The sequence below is a fragment of the Streptomyces sp. YPW6 genome (assembly GCF_018866325.1).
Lineage (GTDB): Bacteria > Actinomycetota > Actinomycetes > Streptomycetales > Streptomycetaceae > Streptomyces.
Genome location: NZ_CP076457.1, coordinates 4,453,508 through 4,476,328 on the forward strand (window position 1 = coordinate 4,453,508; position 22,821 = coordinate 4,476,328).

A 22,821-nucleotide genomic window follows, 5' to 3' on the forward strand; every position below is an offset into this window, starting at 1 on the left:
TTCCCCGCGCGGGCCGCCCCCTCCTCCTCGCTTAGCAGCCCATGGCGGCGATCGCGTCGGCGTCAGTCGAACTCCGGCGTGGAGTCCGGAAGTTCCGTGCCTCCCTCGCAGCCCACCACGTGGCGGACGACTGCTCGTGCTGCGTCGGCCGTCAGCTGTGAGGCCTCCACCCTCGCGGTCCGCCCCTTGATCTCCGATGTCTCCCCGACCTGGATGGAGACCTCCAGCAGATCGTCCCTGCCCTCGGAATAGGGGCAAGGGGCGAAGAGCGCGGCCTTGTACCGGCCGACATAGCCCGTCGCCGACCCCAGGGAGATCGGGGCATTGCCGGGTCTGGAGGCATGGCGCGCAACGGTCTCGGTGGTGAATTCCGGGTCCTGGATACGACGGTAGCTGATCGCGAGATCCTGGCCCCCGGCCGACAGTTCGCACGTCCCGAGTCCCTGAGAAGCGCCCGCGGCGAAGTTGGTCGAGCGCACTTCCTCGAACGGTTCGCCGGTAGGCGATAGGAACGCCGTCACATGCTCACCGGGCACAGTGCCCTGACAGACCCGGTCCGGGACGGCGACCTGCGGCTTCTGGTCCGGCAGGAACAGCGCCACTCCCGCCCCGGCGGCGACGAGGGCACCCAAGGCCACGACGAGAGCCTTGTGGCCCTTGCTCCTCGGGGTCGTCCCCCCGGAACTGTCTTCCACGTCAGCTCCCTGCTCGCTGCCGGCCCATTCCGTAGCCGACCCGCACTTCGCGGGCCGCCGAATCGGCCTGGCTCCTTGCGTTCTCCGGATCGGTTCCGGATTCGATGGCCGCCTGGTAAGTGGCGTCATATATCGCATCTGCGGACTTGCTCCGCTGATCCTCGAGGAAGTCGCTGCGGTCCTGCCCGGCCTGCTCACTGGAATCGCGGGTGTAGTGCTCGATCACTGCCTCCCGGATGTCCTCGATGATGATTCCGGCCGCATCGCCCGCGACGGGGAACCGGGACAGGCCCATGTCGATGGCTCGTCCGGCCCATTTGTCCGCGGTCGTCAGGCTCTCGTTGAACTCCGCGTCGGAGGCGATCTTGTCGTCGTACACGGCTTGGGTACGGGATTCGGCCATGATGCCCGCGATCTCGGCGCCGGGTGTGACGCGGTTGGCGATCTCCTCGGAGAACTCCGCGTACTTGGCCTTGTCGTGGTAGCCCTCGTTGATGAGTTCGGTGGTGACCGCCTGCTGAGAGTTGATGATCGCGCCGTATGCGTCGGGGTCCTTGCCCACCTGCGCGATGAAGTCCTTGAGCTGGCCACGGGGCAGGTCGCCGAGATGAGCGTTGTTCCCGTAGGTCTTGATCTCGCGATCGCCGTTCATCCCGTCCTGGACATCCCGCATGTACTCCGCGGTGATGTTCCCGAAGCTGTCGTTCATCGGGGACTCGTCCAACCGGTCGGAGTTCCTGCCGAACTCCGAAACAATCCGATGGACGAGCTCAGCGCTGCCGGCCGAGTGCTCGGGCGGTGTCGCGTCCGAGCCGTGCGGGACGCCGATCGTCGCCGATTCGAGAGCATGGCCCAACGCGTCATGGCCGAGTGGCTTGCCGTCCTCGCCCACCGGCCATTCCCGTGCGCCGTCACCCTTGGCCACCAGGTAGTCCCAGTTGTCGAGGTCCTTGCCTTTGGCCTCGACGGAGTCGTTGAAGAATTCGAGCGAGGCCTCGGGGTTGTGTCCGAGGCCCTCCATGAAGCCGGCGAAGGGATCATTGGGCTCGTCGGTCGGTGGGTAGTTCAGGTTGGCCGTGTCGCGCCAGGCGACCTCCGGGTCGCCGGGGAACTCACGCTCGTGCTTGACCAGCGCCGTGCCGTAGTCGCTGAGGAAGGCGTCGTCGAACTTGCCCTTGCCCATCAGGCTGCTCATGACCTGGAAGCCGTTCGGCCCCATGGGAAGGCTTTGGATGGGGAACGGCTTGTCCCCGGCGGCGATCACGTCCCGCTTCCAGTTCTCCATGGCCGGACTGTCGCTGTGTGATGCGGTGGCGAGCGTCATGCTCAGGTTGTCCTGGACCTGGGCCAGCACCTTGGCCCGCTCACCCTCTACCGCGCCACCGGGTGGAGCTGCGAGATCCCGCCAGAACTGGAGTGTGCCCTCCGCGCCCAGTGTGGTGGCGAACCGCTCGCTGAAGGCCGGGTTGTCACGCTGATCGGCCAGCGTCTCTTTGAAACGCTCGACGTCCTTGTCGCTCCACTCTCCGGGGTCGCTCCGCTGCACCTTCCTGGCCCAGTAGTCAGCGTCTGCCCTGCCTTGGCGGTCGTCGGCCTCCTTGAGCCCGCCGGGGCCGTCGCCGGTGAAGTCGTGCTTGTTCCTGGCGAGGGCGCGCAGGGCGCGGGCCGCGATGCGGTCGGTCTCGCTCGCCTCCCAGAGCACCCGCTTCACCCGGCGTTCCGCGACGGCGAGTTCCTCGTCGCTGGGGGTGGGGATGTCCCCGTTGCCCGCTGCGGCGCCCGAGGGCACGGAGGCGACGGCCCCGCCCTTGGCGTTGATGTAGATGTTCCGCTTGGCGACGTCGTCGATCACCGTGCGCAGGTCGGCCTTGTGCTTCTTGAACGCCGCGCTGGCGTCGCGCAGGATACCGAGCACGCTCGTGGCCTGACCTGCCACGTCCTGGAACTCGACGGCCGTCTTGGTGACGAAGCTCTTGGTGACGGTGGCGTTGACGCCGTTCCAGTCGGCGGCGTTCGCCTCCGTCTGGAGCCGCTTGGCGTTCACCCCGCCGCCCTCCCCGGTGGAGAGCGTCTTGAGGCGCTTGGACATGGCCTCCCAGTCCGTGACCGCCGTGTCGAGTGTGCCCAGGCGCAGATCCGTCAGTTCCTGCGCGGTCATCGTCTCGGTCGCCATGTGCTGCGCAGCCCCCGTGTGCTGTTCACCGGATCTTCCCGGTTTGCGGAAGTTACTTTATGTAGCTGTCGATCTTGGACACCGGCATGCTCGTCGCGACCTGCACCTGGTCCTTGGCGTGCTGCGCGCGGGTGTAGTCGAAGTGGTTGGAGATGTGGGCGCAGGCGTCCTTGAGCGTCTTCGTCTGGCTGTTCCACGCGTCGTGCAGCTCGGTCAGAGCCGCACCCATGTCCAGCCCGTCGTTGAACAGGTCGACCGACGCGGTGAATGTGCTGGGGCGGGCGTGATCGCTGTCGACGCCGAACTTCTGGCGCAGTTCGTAGGCGGTGTTGCCCATCCTGCCCAGCTCGTCGTCATGGACGACCAGGTCGCCGGTTCCGCCGTCGCCGGGCGGTGCCCCATTGAGCTGCATCGGGGCCGAGGCCCGCTGCGCCGCGTCGCTCTTGAGCTGTTCCCATTCGTCCCATGCCATGAACCGACCGTCCCCCGGTGCTCGCCCGACTGTGGATCCTTCGCCCTGCACGTGAGCAACCTGCTTGACGGGTGAACCGTTGAGAGGTGGATCAGCACAACTCGGTCACACCTCTGGGCCCTCGTCCCGGGTCGGCATACCGTCTCGGGGTGACCGACCCCTCGCACCTGAACGAGATCCGACAGTCGTACGACACCGTCGCCGCCGACTACGCCCGCTGCGTGAAGGACCCCGGCGCGCTGGACCCGGTGTCACGTGCCGTCCTGTCCGCCTTCGCCGAACTCGTGACATCGTCCGGCCTCGGCCCGACGGCTGACGTGGGCTGCGGGCCCGGCAAGGTGACCGCGTACCTGACCGGACTCGGCGTCTCCGCGTTCGGGGTCGACCTGTCACCGAAGATGATCGCGCTGGCCCGCGCCGCCCACCCGGACCTGCGCTTCGACGTGGGGTCGATGTCCGCACTGGCGGCCGGTGACGGCGAACTCGGCGGCGTCCTGGCGTTCTACTCCACGCACCACCTGCCTCCGGCGGAACTTCCGGCGGTGTACGGGGAGTTCCACCGGACGCTGGCTCCCGGCGGCCGCCTGCTCCTCGTCACCCGGGTCGGCGAGGAGGGGCGCCAGCGCCGTACGTACGGCTACGGGGACGGCGACCCCGCCCCCTTCGACAGCTACCGGCTGCCCGCGGACCGGATCGCCGGACTGCTGGAGCGGGCGGGCTTCGCGATCACGGCGCAGACGCTGCAAGCACCCGAGGAGGGTGCCAGGCGGCCGGTGGCGGGCTTCCTGGCCCGGAAGCCCGGCGTCGACACCGTGCCGTAGAGGGCGCGGGCAGAGCCGGACCGGATGCGGACCGTGCGGGCACGGGAGGGCGTCGAGCGGACCCGATGGCAAGCGCGCCGCCCGGCCCGTACTCGCGGGTGGCGTTTCCTCTTGTCATGACCCGGGCAATCCTTGCGGGACCGGCCCTCACGGTCACGCGTTGACGGGCCCGACGACCAGTCAGGAGCGAGAAGCCATGCCAACTCCGCCGATACCGCCGCCCGCGCCCCGGAAGCGCACCGGCATTCTCCCTCGCGCCACCCGCACCGCCGCCACCCTCGCCGCCGCGGGCATCCTCGTGCTGGCCACCGCGTCCGCCGCCCACGCCGACCCGCCCGGCAATCTCCCCCAGAACGCCGGCGGTTACGAGCAGACCTTCTCGCCCGCCTACGACTACGACGGCGACGGCTGCTACGCCACTCCCGCCATCGGGCCGGACGGCACCCTCGCTCCCGGGCTCAGGACGACCGGGGCCGTCAACGGCAGTTGCCGGGACCAGTGGGACCTGGACAACTCCCAGACGTACGCCCGCTCCCAGTGCAACAACGGCTGGTGCGGCATCGTCTACGCCAGCTACTTCGAGAAGGACCAGGCCGTCCACGGCAGTGGACTCGGCGGCCACCGGCACGACTTCGAGCATGTGATCTCCTGGGTCAACCAGGCCTCCAACCAGGTGGACTACGTCTCGACCACCCAGCACAGCACCGTCCGGACCTACCCGCGCTCACAGGTGCGGTTCGACGGTTCGCACCCCAAGGCCGTCTATCACAAGGACGGCCTCAGCACGCACTTCTTCCGCCTCGCCAACGGCAACGACGAGCCGCCGGAGAACCACTACGGCACCTGGCGCTACCCGCCGATCGTCGACTGGAACGGCTTCCCCAGCACGGAGTTGCGCGACAGGCTCATGAACGCCGACTTCGGGGCCGCGACCATCAAGGTGACCGACAAGGACAACCGCTTCCGCAACCTCCTCAACAACTCCAAGCCGGCCGGAATCCCCTTCGACCCCTGGGCCTGAGGGCCCGTCGCCTCCGGGCGAGCATGACGGTGCGCGGGCGGCGACTCCCACAGGACCACGGCCGCTGACAGACTGACCCCCATGCCGCCGTCCAGCCCCCGCCGCCTCTCCCTCCAGCAGATCGTCGAGAGCCGGCGGCGTGCCGCCTTCGTCGGGAGGGAGGCCGAACTCGACCTCTTCCGCGCCAACTTCACACGGCCGCCCGAAGATCCCCGGCACCGCTTCGTCTTTCACGTGCGGGGCAACGCCGGGGTCGGCAAGACCTCGCTGTTACGCGAATGGCGTCAGGCGGCAGGGGAGTTCGGCGCGCTGTCCGCTGCGGCCGACGAGAGCGCCGACTCCGTGGCGGACGTACTCGCGGCCTTCGCCGCGCAGTTCGCCGAGCAGGGGTATCCGCTCAAGGCGCTCGACCGGCTGCTCGCCACCTATCGGCGTGCCCTGCACGAGGCGGCGAGCCGGCTCGCGGCGGACAACGAGGCCGCCGCCGGGGGCCCTTCGCCCGGGGCGCTCGCCGCCGCGCAGGCCGGGCTGCTCGCGGCCGGGGCGATACCGGTCGTCGGGGCGCTGGCCGGGGGCATCGACCCGGCGGTCGTGGCGCGCGGCGCGGGCGGACTGCGGGCGGTGTTCGGCGGGCGGGCCCGGCAGCAGGAGGAGGCCCGGCTGCTGGCGGAACCGGTCCAGATCCTCACCCCGGTGTTCGTCGCCGAGCTGGACCGGGTCGCGGACGCCGTGCCCTGGATCGCCCTGTTCCTGGACACCTACGAGCGCACCGCACCCCAGCTGGACCGGTGGCTCGCGGACCTGTTCACCCCCGGGCGGTACGGCGAGCTGCCCGCCAACCTCGTCCTGACCCTGGCCGGCCGGCGGCGACTCGACCCCGCGCACTGGGGCGACCGGGGCCGACTGGTCGCCGACGTGCCGCTGGGGCCGTTCACGGAAGCCGAATCGCGCCAACTCCTCAACGAGCGGGGCGTGGTGGCGGAGACCGTCGTACGGGAGGTGCTGCGGCTCTCCGGCGGGCTGCCGGTCCTGGTGTCGACGCTCGCCGCGAACCCCGGCGCGGCCGGTGAGGCCAACGCGACGGCCGTCGAACGCTTCCTGGCCGGGGAGAGCGACCCGGTCCGCCGAGCGGCCGCGCTCGCCTGCGCGCTGCCCCGCCGGTTCGACGAGGACCTGGTCGCCGTCGCCGTACCGCAGGACGGGCCGCACGACGTTCCCTTGCTCTACGACTGGCTGCTCGGACTGCCCTTCGTCGCCGAGCCGTACAGCGGGCGGTCCCGCTATCACGCCGTCGTCCGGGCCCCCATGCTCCGCCTCCAGCGCACCGGTTCTCCCCGGCGGTGGAAGGCGGCGCACGACCGGCTGGCGGAGGCCTTCGCCGCCCGCCGGGACGCGGCGGCCGAGGGCATCGACCCGGAACGGCTCTGGGCCGAGCAGCCCTGGCGCCGGGCGGCCCTGGACGTGCTCTACCACCGGTTGTGCGCCCGCCCGCGCACCGCACTGCCCGAGGCCCTGCGTGCCGGGATCGAGCTGCTGGCGCAGCGGCCGTCCCGTGCCCGGCACTGGGCCCGGACCCTGGTCGACGCGGGGGAGGACGCCGACGACGCCGTACTGCGGGAGTGGGGCCGGGACCTGCTCGCGGCCATAACCGACCACGGCCCCCGCCCCACCGCCGCCCTCGGGCTCCTGCTGACCCGGGCCGAGCTGACCGACCGGGACCGGGCGGCCGCCCTGGTGGCGCGGGCCTGGGACCGGTTCCGGGCCGGGGAGCTGGAGGCCGCGCTGTCCGACCACGGGCGGGCCGTCGCCGTCGACCCGCGCAGCGAACGCGCCCACCAGGGCCGGGCGGTGATCCTGCGGTCGCTCGGCCGGTACGAGGAGGCCCTCGCCGACCTGGACCGTGCCGAGGAGATCGCGCCCGCCTGGGCCTGGGCGGTGCGCGAACGGGGCGAGACGTACCGGCGGATGGGCCGCCTGGAGGAGGCCCTGACCGTCCTGGACCGGGCGCACGCCCTGGACCCGTCCGACGCCGTGCCGCTCGCCGGCCGGGGCCTGGTCCGCCATGTCCTGGGCCGGTCCGAGGAGGCGCTCGACGACTTCGACCGGGCGATCGCCCTGTGGCCGGAGTACGCCTGGGCGCTGGTGCGGCGCTCCCGGGTCCGCACGGTCCTGGGCGACCCGGTGGGCGCTCTCGCCGACCTGGACCGGGCCGAGGAGCTCGACCCGGGGCGGGCCGGGACGGAGGGGGAGCGGGGCGAGGTGTACCGGGCGACCGGCCGGTACGAGGAGGCCCTCGCCTGCTACGGGCGGGCGCTGGCCCTGGACCCCGAGTACGCCTGGGCCCACGGCAGCAGGGCCCTCGCCCTGGAAGCCCTGGGACGCCTGCCCGAGGCACGGGCGGACCTGGACCGGGCCCTGGAGCTGGATCCGGGATACACGTGGGCCCGGGAGCGGCGGGAGCGGCTGGGGGCGGCGGACAGACCGAGTGCGGGGGGCGGGCCTTAGGGGTGTCTGAACCCATTCCGCGCGGGCGGGCGACGCCCGGCACGGCACCTCGCGGCGTTGCCGATAAGCCCTGCCGGCTCCGCTACGAGGACTCTCCGGTGCATCGCGATGCACCGGACCTGACGCCGCCCGCCGATCCGCGCCCAGTGGCCCGACACCCCCTAGGGTCGGAGGCATGCGCGAGGTGAGGGTGGTGCTGATCGGCGGGACTTCGAACACGGGGAAGTCCGCCGTCGCCGAGGCCGTGGCGGAGAGGCTCGGGTTCGAGCACCGCTCCACGGACGGGCTGGCCCGGCATCCGGGACGGCCCTGGCGTACCCCGGGGCACGAGGTGCCACCGCACGTTGCCGAGCACTACGGGACCTTGACCACCGACGAGCTCGTCACCTCGGTTCTCGCGCACTACGAACGGCTCTGGCCGCGCGTCGAAGACCTGGTCACCGGTCATGCGCGGTACGGGGCACCGGGCCTCGTCCTGGAGGGCTCGGCCCTGTGGCCAGAGTGGGTTGCCCGGCTGACGGTCCGCCGTACGGCCGCCGTGTGGCTCACTGCCGACGACGCGGTCGTACGTGATCGGGTGCGGGCGGCGGGACGGTACGCGCAGGCGACAAAAGGGGAGCGGTTCCTCATGGACCGGTTTCTGGCGCGCACCGGCCGGTATCAGGCGCTGATGCTGGACGCGGTGGAGGCGCTCGGCCTGGACCGGGTCGACACCGGCGGACGCACGGTGGCGGAGTCGGCCGACGCCGTGCTCGCCGCAGCGACGGCCCAGGTGCGCCCGGGACGTGGAGGCGGGACCGGGGGCAGCCCCTTCCTCGCCGGCGAGCAGGAACGCGACCTTGGGCCCATCACGCGCGAGGACGAGCGCCGGAGCATGACCGAAGGAACCCGGGCGGGGGAGAAGCCCTAGAACGGGGCCGTCCGCCCACCGCCCAAAACCGACCTGCGGGACGTCCGTCGACATACCCGTACGTACCCCGGTCGCCCCCTCTACCGCCCGTTCCCGTTCGATTACAGTGCTTGCGCGGTCGCCCGCAGGGGCCCCGCGCGCAGGCGAGCACGTGGTGCCGGGAGCGGTGACGGGGAGGCGGCGGGGTGAGCACAGGGACCACGGCGGTCTGGGGCCGGGCCGAGCAGCAGGACTTCCGCAGCCGGGTCCGCGGGGCTCTGCTCGGCGGGGCCGTCGGGGACGCGCTCGGTGCCGGGGTCAGCGGCCTCGTGCTGGAGGAGATCCGCTCCGCCCACGGGGCCGAAGGGGTCGTCGACTACGTCCCCGCGCACGGCAGACGCGGTGCCGTCACCGCGCTCACCCAGCTCACCCTGTTCACCGTCGACGGCCTGATCCGCGCCCAGGTCCGCCGCGACACCGGCGCCTGGCACCCGCCCACCGACGTGCACCGGGCCCATCTGCGCTGGGCCGCCACCCAGCACGACTGGGGGCCCGACGAACGGCGCGCGGACAACGGGTGGCTGGCCGCCGAGGAGTGGCTCTACGCCCGCCGCGATCCCGCCCGGGAATGCCTGGCCGGGTTCGGCGACACCGTCATGGGCACCCTCGACCGGCCCAAGAACCCCGCCGCCCGGGACGCGGGCGCGCTCACCCGGTCCGCGCCCTTCGGGCTCCTCGTCGGCTGGGAGCCGGGGCTCGTGCTCCAGCTCGCCGTCGAGTGCGCGGCCCAGTCCCACGGCCATCCCGCCGCCCAGCTGTCCGCCGGAGCCTTCGCCGTACTGGTGCACGGCCTGGCGCGCGGCGAGAGCCTGGACGGTGCCGTCCAGAACACGCTGGCCCTCCTCGCCGGACGTCCGGGCCACGAGCCGGTGACCGAGGCCCTGCGTCAGGCTCTCGGCTCGGTGCGCCAGGGGATTCCGGGGCCGGCCCTGATCGAGGCGCTGGGCTCGGGCGACGCCGCGGAGGAGGTCCTCGCGGTGGCCGTGTACTGCGCGCTCGTCAGCGAGGACATCCGGCACGGGCTGCGGCTCGCGGTGAACCACAGCGGGCCCTCCCGCGCCACGGCGTCGGTCTGCGGGGCGCTGCTGGGCGCCCTGCACGGGGAGACCGCGCTGCCGCCGGCCTGGCTCGCGGAGCTGGAGGGGCGGGCCACTCTCCTCGAACTGGCCGACGACTTCGCGATGGAGATGACGCAGGGCCCCGCTCTGCACAGCCCGGCCGCCGTCGCCCCGGGGTGGCTGGCCCGCTACCCGCGCGGCTGAGACCATCGGGCAGCGGACCGGGACCGGGACCTGCGCCACCACCGCGGCCGTATCAGCCGCGCCGCTGAGACGATCAGCCGTCAGCCGTCAGCCGTCAGCCGTCAGCCGTCAGCCGTCAGCCGTCAGCCATCAGCCATCGGCCATCGGCGAGCGGACCGGGACCGGCGCCACCGCCCCGGACGGCCCGTTGTCCGCGCGGCTGGTACGGCCGGGGCGGCTGGGGCCCGCACGGCGGGGGCGGTACGGACCCCGGGTACCGGAGTGGTGCCCCGCTCTCGGCAGTCCGGTCGACCGGCGTCGCGGGCCGGCCGCGGGTACGGCTCCGTCAGCGCATCAGCTCGCCCGCGTTGACCAGCAGCGACTGGCCGGTGATCGCCCGCGCCCGGTCGGAGGCCAGGAAGGCGACGGCCTCCGCCACGTCCCCGTCCGTGGCCAGCTCGGGCAGCGCCATCCGCTCGGTGAGCCGGGCCAGCACCGCGGACTCCGGTACGCCCTCGGAGTCCGCGGTGAACTGCACGTACGCCTGCACCGGCGGCCCCCACATCCAGCCCGGCAGCACCGTGTTGACCCGGATCCGGTCGGGCCCCAGCTCCCGCGCCAGCGAGTACATCGCCGAGGTGAGCGCCCCCTTGGACGCCGCGTACGCCGCCTGCCGCACCTCGGAGGGCGCGGCCACCGCGGACTGCGTGCCGATCACCACCACCGAGCCGCCCCGCTCCTTGAGCGCGGGCAGGCAGGCCCGGGTCATCCGGAGCGTCCCCAGGAGGTTCACGTCGATGACCGACTGCCAGGTGGTGAAGTCCGCGTCCTGGAGCCCGCCGAAGCAGCTGTCCCAGGCGGCGACATGCACCACCGCGTCGATTCTCCCGAACCGCTCCAGCGCCAGCGCGGCCAGCGCCTCGCACTGCGCCTCGTCGGTGATGTCGGTGGGCAGGAAGGCCGTGCGGCCGCCTTCCGGGTCGATCCCGGTGGCCGACCTGGCCAGATTCTCCGCCGTACGCGCGCCGAGCACCGCGCGTCCGCCGTCGCGGACGACGGTCTCCGCGACCCGGTGCCCGAGCCCCGGTCCGACGCCCGAGACGATGACGGTCTTCCCCGTGAGCGACATCGGCGCCTCCCGGCTCTGGCAGTTGACCTGACGGTCCGTCAGGGTAGAGGTGACCGGGATCCGATGGAAGGGGAGGGGAGGCCCGATGAGCGACGACGCCGGAACGGGAGGCGGGCCCGCCGGAACGGGCAGCGAGCGGTACGCGGAGCTGGCGGGGACGGGGCCGTACGGGGTCCGCCCCGGGCACGCGCTGATCACCCTGGTCGAACCGCATCCGGGGCATGAGTACGCCTACAACCGCTGGTACGAGGACGACCACTACTACGCGGGTGCGACGGCCATGCCGTGGATCTTCGCGGGACGCCGCTGGGTCGCCACCAAGGACCTCCAGGAGCTGCGCTACCCGGAGAAGTCGGCGGTCGCCCGGCCGGTGGGCGCGGGGTGCTATCTGTCGACGTACTGGGTGACCGAGGGGCGCTACGACGACCACATGAAGTGGACCGTCGCGATCAACCGGCGGCTGAACCGGGACGGCCGGGTCTACCAGGACCGGACCCACGTCTTCACGGCGTTCCAGGACCACGAGGCCACCGTCTACCGCGACGGGGCCGCCGGCCCCCGGGACTTCCACGCCCTCGACCACCCGTACGCGGGCCTCGTCCTCCAGGTCGTCGACACCGATGGGCCCGAACAGCGGGCGGAGTTGCTGGAGTGGCTGCGTTCGCGCCATCTCCCGAAGCGGCTGAAGGGGTCGCCCGCGGCGATGGTCACCGTGTTCCGGCCGACGCCGCTGCCGGGCGACCGGATGACGTATGTGAAGCAGGTCGAGGGGGTCGACACCCGGCTGACGCTGCTGTGGTTCCTCCAGGAGGACCCGGGGAGCTGCTGGGCGGAGCACTTCACCGGCCTCGACGCCGCGCTCGCGGAGGCCGGCCAGGGGCGGGTCGAGCTGGTCGCCCCGTTCGTGCCGACCGTGCCGGGGACGGACCGCTACGTCGACCGGCTGCGGTGACGCCGGATCGTCCGGACCATGCCGAGCCCCCTCGGCCAGGACGGCGAACCGGTCGAGAGGGCTCCATCAGGTGGTGCGGGTGGTGCGGGTGGTGCGATAGCGCGGTGGTGCGGCGATACGGGAACGGTGTCGGCTGATCAGGCGTTGATCGAGCCCGTGGCGACATCGCGCACGAACGCGTTCCACGCACCGGGGACGAAGGTGAGCGAGGGGCCCTCGGGGGCCTTCGAGTCACGCACGGCGATGGACAGCGCCACCGGGGACTTGACCTCGACGCACGCGCCGTTGCCCCCGGAGTACGACGACTTCGTCCACTGGTCCGTAGCACCCTGAAGAATTGCCATGTTCACTCCGGTTCAGAGAGTTGGGAGTCGCACCAACCTGATTCCGATTGGCGTGATCGACGCTACTCGCCAAGCTCCGTCCATGAGATGGCCGTTCACTCGACCGGATGGTCTTTCCCTGGAAGGCCTGCTGCTTTGCCTGGGCGGCGGTGTAAAATTCCGCCGCCTCTCGCTCCACTGTCCGGATTCAGCTGGTGTACGACTTGGCGATCTTGCTGATGAACTCCCGGGTCTGCTCCACGTTCAGCGCCTGCGCCCGCAGGTGCTCGTACATCACGCTGTAGCGCTGCACGTCGTTCGCCTTCTCCAGGTAGAGGTCGCTCGTGACGCCCTCGATGTAGACGACGCTGGAGTCGGCGGCGTCCGGGAACTCCAGGATCGCGTACTGGCCGTTGATGCCCGGGTGCGCGCCCATGTCGAACGGCAGGACCTGCACGGTGACGTGCGGCAGGTGCGACTGCTCGACGAGGTGTTCCAGCTGGTCGATCATCACCTGCTTGTCGCCGACCACCCGGCGCAGCGCCGACTCGTCGATCACGGCCCACAGCCGCAGCGGGTTCTCCGGCGCGTTGACCCGGTCCTGCCGGCGCGACCGTACGTTGACGCGCTTCTCGATGTCCGACGGCGGGGCCTCGGGCAGCGCGCCGCTGATCAGCGCCTCGGCGTACGCCCGGGTCTGGAGCAGTCCCGGAACCATCTGGGGCTCGTACACGCGCAGCGACTCCGCGTCGGTCTCCAGGCCGATGTAGACGCTGTACGGGATGTCGCCGAAGGCGTGCCACCAGCCCTGCTGGCGCGAGTCCTTCGCCATCTGCATCAGCGAGTCGACGATGCGGTGGTCCTCGACCTCGTACACCCCGCAGAGATCACGCACGTCGCGCTGGCTGATGGAGCGGCGGCCGTTCTCCAGGCGGCTGATCTTCGACTGCGAGACCAGCAGCCGCTCCGCCACTTCCTCGGCCGTCATGCCTTTGAGTTCGCGCAGGCGGCGCAATTCCTGGCCCAACCTGCGTCGCCTGACAGTGGGATTGACGTTGGACGGCACGGAAACGGCACCTCCGGCTATGTAGCTGTGCGTATCTACTGCTCAGCAGATTGCCACCCCTTGCCCCGGCCGCGCTGGGAAATGGCCACACGCGGAGCCCGGGGGCGTGCGCATCGGCGCACGGGGCGGCGCGCACGCGCGCGGGGCAGCCGGTGATGGTGACTACCGGCTGCCCCGTGCGTGGTGCGGCTCCCGGACCGGGTCCTGTGACGACTGACGACGGTACGGCGGTGTGCTGTTGTTCCAGGCTGTTCCCCGCTGCCCCCGGCTGTTGCCGTGGTGCACCGGGTCCGTGCGGTCAGCTCGCGGCGGTGTGCGCCATGCTCCCGCGACGGGTCTGTGCTTGCGGCTGCAACGGAACGCCTGCTGCCTGCTGCGAACGGCGTGGCTGGACCGCCACTCCGTTCTGGACGTCCATCACGGCGTGCGCCACGAGTCCGCCCATCGGGTCGTGCCTGATCAGATCCCGGAGGCGGGAGCGCGACGAGCGCCCCTCGTTCCCGGGATACAGGTGCTTGCCGAGTCCGACCGCGTGGGCCAGCGCGGCGAGCGCCGCGGTCCGCGGGTCCGGCGGTACGCCGGTGCGGATCGCATTGTCCAGCCGGTTCCTGATGTCCCGGCTGATCGCCGTCTCCGTCGCCTGGTAGCGCGTCGTCGGCAGCACCCCGCACATCTGGCCCGCCACGGCATGCACCATGCCGCACCGCTCCAGATGCGCGAGATAGATCTGGCGCAGCCCCAGCCGGGGCCCGCCGATCCAGTGGACCGCCCGGACCGGGCTGCCACGACGGCGCAGCAGCTCCAGTGCGGAGTCCAGAGTCGGATCTCCTGTCGGCCGTGGCATCACCACGGCGATACGATCCCCGTCAGGGGCTATCCGTCCTGCCAGAGCCAGCTCCACTAGCTGTGCCCCGGCCAGGCCGAGGTCGAGCGACTGCGGCTGCGCTGTGGTACCCGTGGCCGGGTCCAGAGCGAGCAACAGAAGCTCCTCCGGGATTGTTCTGCGGCTCCTGCCCATCCATGCCTCCCCGCGTGGATGTCTGACAGGGTGACCCCTCTCACATTCATCTGTCGAGAGTGCCTGGCCGCTTTGTACGGGAACCAGTAGGTATGTCGTTCTCGTCTAGCACCTCGGCCAGGGGTTCACACAGGACACTGGTAGATGGTTCGGACAGCGCGGGGTGGCCCCGCAGCGCATGAGGAGGCATCGGTGGCGGGCGAGTCCCCCGACAAAACGGAGCAGCAGAAGTCGTCGGGGACGGCTCCGGAGGAACGCGACCCGCGCTTCGCCGTCTTCCGTGATCCCGGCGCGGACGCGGACACGGAGGCCGGTGCGGAGGCCCGTACGGGCACGGGTGCGGGTGCGGACTCGGAAGCCGTGTCCGACACGGCGACCGCGGTGTTCCGTCCCCGGCTGCCGGAGGACGCTGCCCGGCGGGAGAACGCTCCCGAGCCCGGGGCCGCGCCCGGGAGTGACGCCGAGCCCGACTCCGGGAGCGCGCCTGTGACGGCCTCCGCGGCCTCCGGCGGCTCTGGCACGCCTTCACGGGCCGCGGACGCCGTGAAGGGCCGCACAGAGCCGGACACGGAGGCGCCCGGGGCGGAGGAGAGGGGCGCGGAGACGTCGGCCGATCCGTCGGCCGGTGCCTCGGCGCCCGTGACCTCCGAGCCCGGTACCTCCGAGCCCGTGACCTCTGCGGTCGGTTCCTCCGCGGTCGGCACTCCTGCGCAGGGTCCGGGGGACGAGCCCGAGCCTGGGAAGCCTGAGGCCCGGGAGGAGGAGGGGGACGGTCGGCTGCGTGCCGCCGTGGCCGCCTGGGTCGACGCCGCGGCCGAGGACGAACCGAAGACGGAGACGGAGACGGAGGGGGCGCGGGGCGCGGAGGACGCCGGTAGCGAGCCCGCCACGAAGCCGGAGCCGGGGCCGGGGCCGGAGTCGAAGCCGGGGTCCGAGGCCGGTTCCGCGTCGGAGCCGGGGGCGAAGGCCGGGCGGCGTGACGCGTCGGAGCCGAAGCCGGAGCCTGGTTCCGGTCCGGAGCCGAAGGCCGTCGAGGGGCCGAAGGCCGGTGCCGAGCGGGGCAAGACGTCCGCCGCCGAGCGGGACGAGACGTCCTCCGCCGAGCGAGGTAAGGCGTCCGGTACCGCGCACGGTGAGGCGTCCGACGCCGGAGCCGAGAGCGCACCCGCGTCGGACTCCGACGCCGAGCCGGCTGCCGGCGCCACGTCCGACCTGCGAGGAATCGATCAGCCCACCGCCGTCTTCACGGCGGTCAAGCCGGCCGACCGGGTCGACCAGGCGACGACCGCGCTGAAGCTCCCGTCCCGCACGGGCAAGCCCGGGGGCACGCCGGAGAGCGAGCCCGACGGCAAGCCGGCAGGCACGAGCAAGGGCGGGGCCGGTGCCAAGCCCGAGAGCGAGACCGAGAGCACCAGCACCTTCGTTCCGCTGCGCTCCGACGACGGACGGACCGCCCCCGCGCCCCGCAAGCCGGAGGCCGGGGCGTCGGCCGGGTCCGCAGCCGGGTCCGGGGCGTCGGCGCGTACTCCGGAAGCCGGCTCTCCGGCCTCACCGGGGGCCGCCGTGCCGTCATGGGCGAAGGCGGAGCGGACCCGGCAGCAGCCGCTGCCGCCGAAGCCGCCGCTCGACCTGCTGGCCGAGCTGACGAACACGCCTCCGCCGCCGGAGACCCCGGTCCGGACCGCCGTGCGACGCGTCAAGATCTGGACCCCGCTGGTGCTCCTCCTGCTGATCGTCTTTGCGATCGTGCAGGTGATGCGCCCGCTTCCGGAGCCCTCGCTGGAGCTCACGGCGAAGCCGACGTACACCTTCGAGGGCGGCGGGACGGACCTGTCCTGGCCGGGCCAGGGGCAGTCGGCCGTGATGGTGGACGGCGTCGGGTCGCTCGGTACCGAGGGCGCGCAGAAGCCGGCCCCGATCGCCAGCGTCGCGAAGGTCATGACCGCCTACGTGATCCTTCAGGAGCACCCCCTCAAGGGCGACGAGGGAGGCGAGAAGATCACCGTCGACCAGCAGGCGGAGGACGAGTCCAAGCGGCCCGACGAGTCGACGGCCCCGCTGACCAAGGGACAGGAGCTGACCCAGCGCCAGCTGCTCCAGCTGCTGATGATCCCCTCGGGGAACAACGCGGCGCGGCTGCTCGCCCGCTGGGACGCCGGTTCCGAGGACAAGTTCATCGACAAGATGAACGACGCGGCCGAGGATCTCGGCATGACGGGGTCGACGTACACGGACCCGAGCGGGCTCAAGGAGACCACCGTCTCGACCGCCACCGACCAGCTGAAGCTGGCGCAGGCGGTCATGCGCAACGAGGTCTTCCGGGAGATCGTGGACATGCCCGAGGTCGAGATCGACGGCATAGACGGAAAGATCTACAACAACAACAACATCCTGCTCCAGCCGGGCGTCAGCGGCATCAAGACCGGGTCCTCCACCCCGGCGGGCGGCAATCTGCTCTGGTCCGCGAACACCAAGGTCGACGGCAAGCTGCTGTGGATCTACGGGGCGGTGATGGGCCAGCAGGCGGGGACCGGCCGGGTCTACGACAGCCTGGAGCTCTCCCTCCAGAACAGCCTGAAGCTGATCAAGGACGCGCAGGAGGCACCCACCTCGGCGACGGTGGTGAAGAAGGGCGATGTCGTCGGGTACGTGGACAACGGATTCGGCGGGCAGGCCCCGGTGGTCGCCACCAAGAACCTCAAGGCGGTCGGCTGGGCCGGTCTGAAGGTCGAGCTCGAGGTCACGGACAACGGCGAGAGCATCGGCCACGCCGCGAAGGCCGGAACCGAGGTCGGCTCGGTGACCGTGGGCACCGGCACCGGAAAGGTCACGGCGCCGGTGGTCCTGCAGAGCGATCTGCCCGAGGCGGCCTTCGGCGACAAGCTGACCAGGATCGGCTGACCGCCGCGGCTCCGGGGCGCCGGGGCGCCGGGGCAGTGCGCGTCGGGACGCCGGTCGCCGGGACGCCGGTCGCGGGACGGTGGGCGCCGGGTCGACGGGGCTACGGGCCGGTGGCGGTGGGGCCGCCCCGCCGCCGGTCACCGTCCCGGCGGCGGCCACCGTCCCCGTGCCGCTGATGACGGAGAAGTGTGCCGAAGGTACGTGTTAGCGTCCCCGGACAACTCAAGGATGCCGGGACGCGTCCTTGAGGACGTACCAACAGGTACGCAGAGGTCGGGGCCGGCGGAGGACGGGGAGAGCCGTAGTGACCACCGCGGAGCCGAAACCCGGCCGCGAGGCGGACGGGACCACCGGTGCCGGGGGCGACGCCCTGGCCCCGCGCGTGCCGTCCCCCCGCGTTCCGGAGCCCCCCACCGAGAATTCCGCCGAGAGCTCCGCCGCGGGCTTCTCCGATCGGCCCGCCGAGACCGTCGGGTCCGCCGAGGCCGTCGGGTCCGCCGAGACCGTCGGGTCCGTCGGGTCCGTCGGGTCCGCCGAGGCAACCCGGACCACCGAGCCCACCGGGTCCGCCCCGGCCGGTGAGTCCAGCGAGCCCACCGGGTCCAGCGAGTCCGCCAAGACCGCCGGGTCCAGCGTGTCCAGCGAGACCGCCGGGTCCAGCGAGTCCGCCGAGACATCGCGGGCCCGAGCCCGCCGGCTGCTGCGCCACCCCGTCACCATCGCGACCGCGGCCGCCGCCGTGCTCCACCTCCTCTGGTTCTTCTTCTTCGCCAACACCGGCGGCGACATCGCCGCGCAGGACGCCTGGGCCGAGTTCGTCGGCCGGCACCCCGGCACCGCGTACAACCTGGCCTGGTACGGGGGCATGCACCCGGTCTCGTACAGCGTGGTCTCGCCCTACCTGATGTCCCTGCTCGGCGTCCGTACCACGATGATGATCGTCGGTACGGTCTCCTCGGGGCTGACCGCGCTGATCCTCGTGCGGGTCCCCGCCGTCCGTAATCCGCTGGCCTGCTCGCTCGCCGGGGTCTTCGCGTTCCTGTGCAACGCGCTCTCGGGCCGGGTGACGTTCGGGCTCGGCATGATGTTCGCCGTCGGCTCGGTGGCCGCGGTGTTCTGCTGGCCCCACCGGTGGCGGTACAAGCGATGGGCCAAGGCCGCCGTCGCCGCCCCGCTCGCCGGGATCGCGACCGCGTCCAGCCCGGTCGCCGGACTCTTCCTGGGCGTCGTCGCGGCGGCGCTGTTCCTGCACAAGCGGCGCCCCGGCGCGTACGCCGTGGGGCTCGCCCCGGTGGCCGTGGTCGGGCTCTCCGCCTGGCTGTTCCCGTTCTCGGGTACGCAGCCGATGTCCCTCGGGACGCTCTCGCTGCCGTTCCTCTTCGCGGTGCTGGTCTTCGTCCTCGTTCCCCGCGACTGGAGCACGGTCCGCACGGCCGCCGCCGTCTACGGGCTCGGGACGCTGCTCACGTACGTCATCGACTCGCAGATCGGCTCGAACATCACGCGCATGGCGATGCTGTTCGCCGGGGTGGCACTGCTCGCCGCGCTGCCGTACACCGTGCCGCGCAGCCGCCGCTGGTACGCCCTGGTCCTCGCCTTCGTGGGCCTCAACTTCTGGATCGGCTTCAAGGGCGTCGACGACATCGTCCGGACCGCGCCCGCCGCGTCCTGGAACCGCGAACTGGCCCCGCTGATCCACCAGCTCCAGCAGGTGAAGGCGGAGCGCGGCCGGGTCGAGGTGGTGCCCGCGAGCAGCCACCGCGAATCGTCGGCGCTCGCCCCCTACGTCAACCTGGCACGCGGCTGGAACCGCCAGGCGGACATGAAGCGCAACCCGCTCTTCTACGACGACACGCTCGACCCGGTGAACTACCGGGAGTGGCTGGACCGCTGGGCCGTGCACTACGTGGTGCTGCCCAAGGACCGGCCGGACAACGGGGCGGTCCAGGAGGCGGAACTGGTCGAGCAGGGGCAGCCGTACCTGCGCCAGATCTGGGGCGACGCGAACTGGAAGCTCTTCGCGGTGCTGGACCCCGTGCCGATGGCCGACCCGCCGGCGACGGTGGAGCGGGCGGGCGCGGACGAGCTGACGATCACGGTGAAGTCGGCGGGCCGGGTGCTGATCCGGATCCCGTACACCCGCTGGCTCGCGCTCGTCGACGAGGACGGGAAGAGCGTGGAACGCCCGGTGGAGACCGAGGAGTCGAAGGAGCGGTCGCAGCTGGACGAGACCGCGCCGAAGACGTACATCAACACCCACGGCTGCCTGAACAAGGTCGAGGAGGGTCCGTACGGCGACGAGTGGACCGAACTCCTCGCGCCGCGGCCGGGCGTGTACCGGCTGGCGGCCCCCTACCAGCTCCAGCCGGGCACACCCTGCCCGGAAGAGCTGAGCTGACCGGTCCTCCTCCGCTGTTCGCGGATGCTCCTCCGGCCCGTTCGCGGCTGTCCCGTGTACGGGCCACCGGGTGCGGGATCTCCCTTCGCGGGCGTCGCACTGGCAAGCTGTCCGGCCATGAACGCCACGACGTGCCAGTACTGCGGCGGAGGGCGCCGGGGGCCGCTGCCCGGAATGATCTGCCCCGGCTGCGGGGCGGGCGCGTCCCGCACGGCGGGGGCGGACGGTTCCTGGGTCGCCCGCGAGACGCTGACGGGCCGCCTCTCCACGCTGCCGCGCCGCCGCAGGGCCCTGCTCGCGGCGGGCGCCGTGGTGGCGGCCGCAGGGCTGGTCACCGTCGCCCTGCTGCTGGTGCCGGGCGGCGGGAGTGTGGGCGGCGGCCGGACGGACACGGCGGGCCGGGCGGGCGCGGTCCCCGACCGGATCGGCGGCGCGGCCCCCACGAGGATCGTCCCCGGCCCCGGCCCCGGCACGGCGACGGACGCCCCCGCACCCTCGCAGACCTCGTCGGAGCCTCCGGTGGACGGCGGCCGCTTCACGCAGTGGGCGGGTCCCGGCTGTGCCACGGGGACGTACGAGGAGCGCGGCCGGTTCGAGAGCGGGGACGCCGGCTGGTACACGGTCGAGAACGGCGGCTTCGACGGCGACGGGTGTGACGGCCGGTTCAGCGCGATCCCGATGTCGGGCAGCCCGACCGAGGACCGCGGTTCCACGGCCACCTGGTCCTGGCACCTGGGCCGGGGCTTCAGCGCGTGCGCGCTGACCGTCTTCGTGCCCGACAGCGGCCGCCCCCGCGACGCGGCGGGGGAGCCGACCGTCTACCGGGTGCTGTCGGACCCGGACGACGCGGACTCCGCGTACACGGGTTTCGCGGTGCTCCAGACGGAACACCGGGGCAGCGAGGTGCCGGTGCGCAGCTACCCGGTCAAGGGGGACGTCTTCGCCGTCCAGCTCATCGACCGGGGCCGGGACTGGGGCGACGCGCGACGGGTCGGCGCGCATCACGCGGCGGCGCAGATGAGGGCGTCCTGCCACTGAGCCGGTCACCGCACGAAGGCACGGTCGTGCGGCAGGAGGTCCGTGACGGGCCCGGCCGCGCGCAGGACGGTGTCGAGGGCGCGGCCCGGATCGACCTCGTAGCACCCGCTGGCCCAGGCCGCGTTGGCCTCGATCACCGCCCACCGGCCTGCGTCGTCCCGGCCGATGTCGACGACGACCGCCGAGGGCAGGCTGTCCCCGGCGGCCGCGAGCACCTCGCGTCCGAAGGCGAGCGCGGCGAGGTCCGGCGGCCCGGGCCGGAGACGGCCGGCCTCGGCGTACCGCCCGGCCGTGTGGATGGCGCCGTCGAGGAGGAACAGCCGGTACTCGACGGCGAAGGTCATCACGTCGCTCACCAGCACCACGGTGCCCGGATCCACGGCATCCGGTCCGGGCAGCCGGGACCCGTCCGCGTACACCAGTGCCGAAATGCTCTTGTCGTTCGGCGACTTGACGAACGCGGGGCGGCGCAGCCGGTACGCCTCACCGATGGGCATCGCCCGGATGTCCCGCTGGGTGAGCGCCTGGGGGAGGCGGGCGAGCCAGTCGGCGGGGGCCTCCAGGAGGGCGATTCCCAGCGCGGGGGCCACGACATCGGCGAAGGAGGGTCCGGCATGCAGGTGCACGGCGTGCGCCTCACCCCCGGCGCCCGCCGCCCACCCCGGTCTCCCCGCCCCCGGCGACACGGCGGAGGCCGCCGCCTCCACGACCCGCAGTCCGCGCCGCAGTGCGGTGGTGCGTAACCTCCTTGCGGAGTCGGTCAGTTGGGGTGGAAGCACCAGGGTGCGCGATGAATACGTCATGGCCGCAGATCCTCTCGTACGGGTGCGCGGCACCGCACCGATTTTCGGACGGTCGGGGCCGGCCCGCGCAGCGGCGGCGAGGGGCGACCCGGCAGGACCCGGACCGGAACGTTGTGCGACTCCGGGGCCACCTGGTTCGATCGCCGCATGACCCTTGATCCGACGCCGACGCCGACGCTTGTGCGCGGGCTGATCGCCGCCCAGTTCCCGCACTGGGCGGACCTGCCCGTGGAGGCGGTCGACGCGAGCGGGACGGCGAACGCGATCTACCGCCTGGGCGACGACATGACCGTACGGCTGCCACGCACCGAGGGCAGCGCGGCGGACGTGGCGAGGGAGCACCGTTGGCTGCCGCGCCTCGCGGAGCGGCTGCCGTTCCCCGTACCGCTCCCCCTCGCCCAGGGCACCCCGGGTGAGACGTTCCCCCGCCCCTGGTCGGTCTGCACCTGGCTGGACGGCACGAACCCGGCCCCCGGCGACGCCTCTTCGTCCTCGGACCTCCTGGCGGCGGACCTGGCGGAATGCGTGCTGGCGCTCCGCCGGATCGCCCCGGACGGCGCCCCGCCCGCGTACCGCAGCGAGCCCCTGGCCTCCCGCGACGCGGCGACCCGGGAGGCGCTGGCGACCCTGGCCGGGATCGTGGACGCGGAGGCCGTCACCGCCGCCTGGGACGCGTCCCTGTCCGCCCCGCCCTGCACGGCCGCCCCCGTCTGGGTGCACGGGGATCTCCAGCCGGGCAACGTCCTGGTCGCGGACGGCCGCCTCACCGCGGTCATCGACTTCGGCTGCACGGGCCTGGCCGACCCGGCCGTCGACCTGATCGCGGCCTGGTACCTGCTGACGGCGGGGGCCAGGGAGACGTTCCGCACGGCGGTGGCGGCCGACGACGCCACCTGGGCGCGAGGGAGGGGCTGGGCGCTGTCCATCGCCCTGCTGGAACTGGCCCACTACCGGGAGTCGAACCCGGTGATGGCACGGATCGCGGCGCGGGTGGTCGAGGAGATCGTCGACGGCGCGCCCCTCCCACCCCCGGGTGTTCGGTCCAGTGCTGACACCACGCACTCCGGACAGCACCGCTGACGACGCCTGGCGCCGATCCGCCGGGGGCGGGCGGGCGGGAGGTCAACTCCTCGTCGCCGCACGCTCTGCTCGGGCGAACGGCCCCGGACGCGAGGACCGGGGCCGCACCATACCCATCCCTGAGGGAGAAGAGCGAGGTCAGAGCGATATTGCGTTGTGCCCCGGCAAGATCCGAACCTGCGACACCCGCTTTAGGAGTGGGATCGAATCCGTGCCGGACGGTTCCAGACCGTGCC

The 22,821-nt window shown here is 72.4% G+C and carries 18 protein-coding genes; 10 read left to right on the forward strand and 8 right to left on the reverse strand.

Annotated features, from left to right (window positions below; translation table 11 throughout):
• Nucleotides 1-62 precede the first annotated feature (62 nt).
• From KME66_RS19785 to KME66_RS19795, 3 genes are read right to left on the reverse strand one after another with little or no spacing between them, the layout of a single operon-like run.
• Nucleotides 63-695 (reverse strand): hypothetical protein, encoded by a 633-nt coding sequence (locus tag KME66_RS19785; RefSeq protein ID WP_216324216.1) that lies wholly within the window; start codon nucleotides 693-695, stop codon nucleotides 63-65.
• Nucleotide 696: 1 nt separating this feature from the next.
• Nucleotides 697-2,868 carry a hypothetical protein gene (locus tag KME66_RS19790; protein ID WP_216324219.1) on the reverse strand — a complete coding sequence of 724 codons (2,172 nt, stop codon included), beginning with the start codon at nucleotides 2,866-2,868 and terminating at the stop codon, nucleotides 697-699.
• A 52-nt stretch (nucleotides 2,869-2,920) separates the two neighbouring features.
• Nucleotides 2,921-3,340 (reverse strand): hypothetical protein, encoded by a 420-nt coding sequence (locus KME66_RS19795; protein WP_216324222.1) that lies wholly within the window; start codon nucleotides 3,338-3,340, stop codon nucleotides 2,921-2,923.
• A gap of 149 nt (nucleotides 3,341-3,489) precedes the next feature.
• Here KME66_RS19795 and KME66_RS19800 point away from each other — a divergent pair, with 149 nt between their 5' ends.
• The 5 genes from KME66_RS19800 to KME66_RS19820 all read left to right on the forward strand — a co-directional run bounded on the left by KME66_RS19800 (nucleotide 3,490) and on the right by KME66_RS19820 (nucleotide 9,898).
• Nucleotides 3,490-4,161 carry a trans-aconitate 2-methyltransferase gene (locus tag KME66_RS19800; protein WP_216324225.1) on the forward strand — a complete coding sequence of 224 codons (672 nt, stop codon included), beginning with the start codon at nucleotides 3,490-3,492 and terminating at the stop codon, nucleotides 4,159-4,161.
• A gap of 196 nt (nucleotides 4,162-4,357) precedes the next feature.
• Complete coding sequence (locus KME66_RS19805) at nucleotides 4,358-5,182, forward strand: NPP1 family protein (protein WP_073225154.1); 825 nt, start codon at nucleotides 4,358-4,360, stop codon at nucleotides 5,180-5,182.
• Between the two features lie 81 nt (nucleotides 5,183-5,263).
• Nucleotides 5,264-7,687 carry a tetratricopeptide repeat protein gene (locus KME66_RS19810; protein ID WP_216324228.1) on the forward strand — a complete coding sequence of 808 codons (2,424 nt, stop codon included), beginning with the start codon at nucleotides 5,264-5,266 and terminating at the stop codon, nucleotides 7,685-7,687.
• Nucleotides 7,688-7,862: 175 nt separating this feature from the next.
• Nucleotides 7,863-8,597, forward strand: coding sequence for a hypothetical protein (locus KME66_RS19815; protein ID WP_216324231.1), 735 nt, complete (start codon nucleotides 7,863-7,865; stop codon nucleotides 8,595-8,597).
• A gap of 185 nt (nucleotides 8,598-8,782) precedes the next feature.
• The gene (locus tag KME66_RS19820; RefSeq protein WP_073225160.1) at nucleotides 8,783-9,898 is read left to right on the forward strand and encodes an ADP-ribosylglycohydrolase family protein; all 1,116 of its coding nucleotides are present in this window, start codon (nucleotides 8,783-8,785) and stop codon (nucleotides 9,896-9,898) included.
• A gap of 325 nt (nucleotides 9,899-10,223) precedes the next feature.
• Here the strand turns inward: KME66_RS19820 and KME66_RS19825 are convergent, their stop codons facing one another.
• Complete coding sequence (locus KME66_RS19825) at nucleotides 10,224-11,006, reverse strand: SDR family oxidoreductase (protein WP_216324234.1); 783 nt, start codon at nucleotides 11,004-11,006, stop codon at nucleotides 10,224-10,226.
• 85 nt (nucleotides 11,007-11,091) lie between these two features.
• On the opposite strand from KME66_RS19825, the gene KME66_RS19830 reads away from it, so the two are divergent.
• The gene (locus tag KME66_RS19830; RefSeq protein ID WP_216324237.1) at nucleotides 11,092-11,958 is read left to right on the forward strand and encodes a hypothetical protein; all 867 of its coding nucleotides are present in this window, start codon (nucleotides 11,092-11,094) and stop codon (nucleotides 11,956-11,958) included.
• Nucleotides 11,959-12,095: 137 nt separating this feature from the next.
• On the opposite strand, the gene KME66_RS19835 is transcribed toward KME66_RS19830, so the two are convergent.
• The 3 genes from KME66_RS19835 to KME66_RS19845 form a co-directional block, all read right to left on the reverse strand.
• On the reverse strand, nucleotides 12,096-12,302 hold the full coding sequence (locus tag KME66_RS19835) for a DUF397 domain-containing protein (protein ID WP_006125325.1): 207 nt from the start codon (nucleotides 12,300-12,302) through the stop codon (nucleotides 12,096-12,098).
• Between the two features lie 187 nt (nucleotides 12,303-12,489).
• Nucleotides 12,490-13,347, reverse strand: coding sequence for a helix-turn-helix transcriptional regulator (locus KME66_RS19840; RefSeq protein WP_010064569.1), 858 nt, complete (start codon nucleotides 13,345-13,347; stop codon nucleotides 12,490-12,492).
• 298 nt (nucleotides 13,348-13,645) lie between these two features.
• Nucleotides 13,646-14,365, reverse strand: a complete 720-nt coding sequence (locus KME66_RS19845; RefSeq protein ID WP_216324239.1) for a GPP34 family phosphoprotein — start codon at nucleotides 14,363-14,365, stop codon at nucleotides 13,646-13,648.
• A gap of 192 nt (nucleotides 14,366-14,557) precedes the next feature.
• Here KME66_RS19845 and KME66_RS19850 point away from each other — a divergent pair, with 192 nt between their 5' ends.
• From KME66_RS19850 to KME66_RS19860, 3 genes are all read left to right on the forward strand, one after another.
• The gene (locus KME66_RS19850; RefSeq protein WP_216324242.1) at nucleotides 14,558-17,266 is read left to right on the forward strand and encodes a serine hydrolase; all 2,709 of its coding nucleotides are present in this window, start codon (nucleotides 14,558-14,560) and stop codon (nucleotides 17,264-17,266) included.
• Between the two features lie 304 nt (nucleotides 17,267-17,570).
• The gene (locus tag KME66_RS19855; RefSeq protein WP_216324245.1) at nucleotides 17,571-19,664 is read left to right on the forward strand and encodes an MFS transporter; all 2,094 of its coding nucleotides are present in this window, start codon (nucleotides 17,571-17,573) and stop codon (nucleotides 19,662-19,664) included.
• Nucleotides 19,665-19,838: 174 nt separating this feature from the next.
• Nucleotides 19,839-20,702 (forward strand): adhesin, encoded by an 864-nt coding sequence (locus KME66_RS19860; protein ID WP_216329489.1) that lies wholly within the window; start codon nucleotides 19,839-19,841, stop codon nucleotides 20,700-20,702.
• Nucleotides 20,703-20,707: 5 nt separating this feature from the next.
• Here KME66_RS19860 and KME66_RS19865 read toward each other — a convergent pair whose 3' ends face one another.
• Nucleotides 20,708-21,505: an ATP-grasp domain-containing protein gene (locus KME66_RS19865; RefSeq protein ID WP_216324246.1), complete on the reverse strand. Its 798-nt coding sequence runs from the start codon at nucleotides 21,503-21,505 to the stop codon at nucleotides 20,708-20,710.
• A gap of 147 nt (nucleotides 21,506-21,652) precedes the next feature.
• Between KME66_RS19865 and KME66_RS19870 the strand changes: the two genes are divergently transcribed.
• Nucleotides 21,653-22,585, forward strand: coding sequence for an aminoglycoside phosphotransferase family protein (locus tag KME66_RS19870; protein ID WP_253208415.1), 933 nt, complete (start codon nucleotides 21,653-21,655; stop codon nucleotides 22,583-22,585).
• Nucleotides 22,586-22,821 lie beyond the last annotated feature (236 nt).